The following is a 4,914-nucleotide window of genomic DNA, read 5'->3' as shown; positions in this document are numbered from 1 at the left end:
TACCGAAGAAATTATATCGAAGGTTTATTTTTAAGTTCAGGGATTTTTAAAAATGCTGATTATACCATGGAACGATTGGTTCGCGTAGCTAAAAAATTACGCTTAGAACATAATTTTAACGGATATATCCACCTAAAAAGTATTCCGGGCGCTAGCGATGAATTGATGCGCGAGGCAGGTTTGTACGCCGATCGATTGAGTATGAATCTTGAAATTCCAACTGAATCAGGACTCAAATTATTGGCGCCAGATAAAAATCATCAGGACATGATTAATCCGATGCGTTTTGTAAAAAATGAATTGATACAATATAAAGAAGAAAAGAAAAAATTCAAAAGTACGCCCAAGTTTGCTCCAGCCGGACAAAGTACACAAGTTATCGTAGGAGCAACGCAAGAAAACGATTTTCAGATCATTCAAGTTGCCGATCATTTTTATAATAATTTCAACATGAAACGGGTTTATTATTCGGGGTATGTGCCTGTTTCTAATGATGTTCGTTTGCCAGCTATTGGTACACAAGTACCGTTGATTCGTGAAAATCGATTGTATCAAGCCGATTGGCTTATGCGATTTTATGGCTTTAAAGCCAATGAAATTCTCGAAAAAAATAATCCATTTCTAGATTTAGAAGTCGACCCAAAAATGGGCTGGGCGTTGCGAAACATCACGCAATTTCCAGTAATAATTCAGCATGCACCGCTGGAAATGATTCTGCGCGTTCCAGGAATTGGTGTCAAATCAGCACATAAAATTGTGTATGCACGCCGTTTTCAAAATCTATCGATGGAACACCTCAAGAAAATTGGAGTTTCGGTAAATAGAGCCAAGTATTTTATTTCGGTAAGTAATGAAAACACGCATTTAAAATTCTTAAACGCTTTGAATCTAAAAGAAATTATTTTGGGCGATATGAAGTCCAAGTTCGAAAAACCATTTGATAATCAATTATCATTACTCAATGACACAACTTTCTTACGATAATACTTTTGAAGGTTTGTTGACTGCGGTTTTCGAAATTTACGAATACAAATATCCAAGTCCCAATATCAGTAAACACGATGATACGCAACAGAATTTGTTTGCTGACATTCTAGTTGTCAGTACTAATGTATCTAAAGCGGATCGCGTGGTAAAAAAACTCCAAACCCAAATGGGTAGTGATGGCTTACGCTGTCTGATTTGGGCTTTTCTTTCGGAGAAAATCGGTGTAGAGAATATCATTTTTAATGTGATCAATTACGCCGTTCAGAATCCTACGGTCAATATCATGAAAGATTTCTCTAATGATAGCGTGTTGCAAATTTCGCAACTAACCAAAAACGTAGGACGCGAAAAGCACCGAATGGAAGCTTTTATTAGATTCGAACAATTAAAAGATGGTATTTATTTTGCTAAAATAGACCCCGATTTTGATGTTTTGACGTTGCTAATAAAGCATTTTAAAAACAGATATCAAGATCAAAAATGGATCATTTATGATTTACGACGAAAATATGGAGTGTACTATGATTTAAACGAAGTGGAAATTATTACCATGGATCTAGACCTTAAATCACTTGATGATAAAAGCAATCAGGTTTTCTCAGATACTGAAATCGACTATCAAAAATTGTGGTGGGAATATTTTGACCATACCAACATCAAAGAACGCAAAAACACTAAGTTGCACATACAACACGTTCCTAAACGTTATTGGAAATACCTAACTGAAAAGAAAATGTTTTGAAAACGATCTTTTTATTCTAGGTATAAAACAGGCGTAAGGCAACATTGTAAATTTTTAATTTTTTTGTCGGCTAAACAGATTTAAAGGGATATGTTTTTTAGTAATTTTCTTAGAAAAAATCCAGATTTCCACGCTTTTTTTAGGTTAAATAATCGTATGTTTGAAACTCCAATCGATACAAACCATGTCTTTATTTCAAAATACTGTTGTCAAAAAATATTCTAATACACTCAACAAACTTGTTCTCGATGAAAAATGGCAGTTGTTTACCACCATATTTCATAATGCAGCAAAGCAACAGAACATTCGCAACAGCAAGGAAGAACAGTACCAAGCTATTTTCCTTAATGATTTGTTTGTGCAAGTGCTGGGTTATACGCAACATCCCAATACCAATTACAATTTAATTACCGAACAAAAAAATGAGACCAACAGCAAGAAAGCCGATGGTGCCATAATCCTAAACGATAATGTGCATGCCGTAATTGAACTGAAAGGAACAGAAACTACTGATTTATCCAAAATAGAAACACAGGCATTTGGGTATAAAAACAACCAGAAAGAGTGTAGTTATGTAATCATTTCCAACTTTGAAAAACTTCGTTTTTATGTGGACAATGCTACCGAGTTTGTAGAATTTAACTTGTTTACGCTTTCTCGTGACGAATTCAATTTGCTGTTCCTGTGCCTTTCGCTAGAAAGCATGCAGACCGATTTGCCCAAGAAAATAAAATACGAAAGCGTTTCCAGCGAAGACAAGATTACCAAAGAATTGTATAAGGATTACTCGGCGTTTCGTAAGGAACTGTTTAATGATATAGTACAACTCAATCCGCAATACAACCAACTGGAATTGTTTAAGAAAACCCAGAAACTTCTTGATCGGTTTTTGTTTATTTTCTTTGCCGAAGATAGACAGTTGTTACCCACTAATTTAATTTTTAGTATCAATCTCGAATGGCAAAAACTTCGGGAAGCGCGCATTCCCGTTTCGTTATACGATAGATACAAAATGTATTTTCAGGATTTAAATACGGGCGCCAGAGTAAGTTTACCTGCTTTTGGAAAACACACTAACGAAATTGTTACCGCGCAATATGATATTTATGCGTACAATGGCGGTTTGTTTCAGCCTGATGAATTGCTGGATAACATTGCCATAAACGATGATTTGCTTTTTAAGCATACTAGAAAACTAAGCGAGTACGATTTTGAAAGCGAAGTGGACGTAAACATTCTAGGTCATATTTTTGAAAATTCGCTAAACGAAATAGACGAAATTACCAATGCCATTGCAGGGCAAGAAGTTGATAAAACCAAAACGAAACGTAAGAAAGACGGCGTTTTTTACACACCAAAATACATTACAAAATACATGGTCGACAATACTGTTGGTAAACTGTGCGAAGAAAAGAAACTAGAAATTGCACTGGATGAAACCAAATATTCTACCGACAAAAAAATAACGGTTGTAACCAAAAAGAAACTAAAAGAAATCTTAGACAATTACCGCAACTGGTTGCTGCAACTCACCATAGTTGACCCAGCATGCGGAAGTGGAGCGTTCTTGAACCAAGCGTTAGAATTTTTAATTGCTGAGCATAAATATGTAGATGAACTGCAAGCGAAACTCTTTGGTGATGCGCTGGTATTGAGCGATGTAGAAGGAAGTATATTAGAAAACAACCTTTTTGGCGTGGATCTCAACGAAGAAAGTGTAGAGATTGCCAAACTCTCCTTATGGTTGCGTACCGCACAACGCAATAGAAAATTAAACAGCCTGAACAAAAATATAAAATGTGGTAATTCCTTAATAGATGATGTTGCCATTGCTGGCGATAAAGCGTTTAACTGGCAAAACGAATTCCCTAAAGTATTTGCAAATGGTGGTTTTGATGTGGTGATTGGGAATCCTCCTTATGTACAAATTCAAAGTATGGGAAGTATTTCAAATGAATTAGAGAAAATGAAATATAAAACTTTTGAAAAAACAGGCGATTTATATTGTCTTTTTTATGAATTAGGAAATATTATTTTAAAAGATAATGGTTTGTTAGGTTTTATCACTTCTAATAAATGGATGAGGGCAAATTACGGTAATAGCTTAAGGAATTATTTGATTGAAAAAACCCAACCAATTGAACTTTTAGATTTAGGCTCCGGTATTTTTGTAAGTGCAGTCGTTGATTCAAATATTTTAATTTTTAAAAAAACATTACAGAATAATAAAAAATTTATTGCTTTAGATATTTCTAAAGAAAACAATTTTATAGATTTTACATTTTTTGAAGCTCAGAAAGTTGAAATAAATCCTGAAAAAGACACTGTTTGGGCTATTTCTTTTAAAAATGAGCAAGTTTTAAAAAACAAATTTGATAGATTAGGAATTCCATTAAAAAAATGGAACATAGAAATTAATAGAGGTATTTTGTCTGGTTTAACAGAAGCTTTTATTATTGATGAAGACAAAAAGAATGAATTTGTATCAAAAAATATTGTTAATAAAGAATTGCTTGTTCCAGTGCTTAGAGGAAGAGATGTAAGTAGATATTTATTAGATTATCAAAATTTGTATTTAATTAATAGTCATAATGGATATAAAAATGTGCCCAAGATTGACGTTGAAAATTACTCAGAAATAAAAAAACATTTAGAAAAGTTTGAGCCAAAACTCACTAAAAGATTTGACAAAGGCGATACCTCTTTTAATTTAAGAAATTGTGCTTATTTAGATGCTTTTCTTAAACCTAAAATTATTTGGAAAGAAATGTCGTCTGAATCTCCTTTTGTAATAGATAAAGAAGGATATTTTACAAATGATACCATTACTTTTTTTACAGGAGAGAATTTAGAATATCTGTTAGCATTATTAAATTCAAAATTATTTTTTTATATATTTTCTAAATATTATTCAGGCGGTGGACTTGGTTCAACAGGAATTAGGTTTAAAAAAGAATTTCTTTCAAGCTTACCATTAAAGCAAATTGCATCAGAATTCCAACAACCATTCATAGAAAAAGCAGATTTAATGTTGTCGTTGAATAAACAATTACAAGAAGTAAGTTCAAAATTCAGCAAGTATTTTTCTGGTCAGTTTAAAATAGAAAAGCGTAGTGGTAAACTTGAAAAATGGTATGGTTTATCGTTTAATGAATTTATAAAAGAAATAAACAAAGCCATAAAAA

General features: G+C 33.0%; 3 protein-coding genes. All 3 read left to right on the top strand.

The window, feature by feature from the left end:
* Window positions 1-984, top strand: a 984-nt coding sequence (locus ACH2BG_RS00625) for a putative DNA modification/repair radical SAM protein (protein ID WP_395045804.1), incomplete at its 5' end; no start/stop codon positions are given.
* Window positions 962-1,729, top strand: coding sequence for a TIGR03915 family putative DNA repair protein (locus ACH2BG_RS00620; RefSeq protein WP_309755996.1), 768 nt, complete (start codon window positions 962-964; stop codon window positions 1,727-1,729). The genes ACH2BG_RS00625 and ACH2BG_RS00620, both read left to right, overlap by 23 nt.
* 184 nt (window positions 1,730-1,913) lie before the next feature.
* Window positions 1,914-4,914, top strand: a 3,001-nt coding sequence (locus ACH2BG_RS00615; protein WP_395045803.1) for an Eco57I restriction-modification methylase domain-containing protein, incomplete at its 3' end; no start/stop codon positions are given.

Source organism: Flavobacterium sp. (assembly GCF_043779715.1).
Lineage (GTDB): Bacteria > Bacteroidota > Bacteroidia > Flavobacteriales > Flavobacteriaceae > Flavobacterium.
Note: the sequence above shows the minus strand (reverse complement) of the source record. Positions and strands in the feature narration are given on the sequence as shown.

Excerpts from the sequence above, each read along its gene's own strand:
- ACH2BG_RS00620 (WP_309755996.1), top strand. The coding sequence starts at position 962 with ATGACACAACTTTCTTACGATAATACTTTTGAAGGTTTGTTGACTGCG.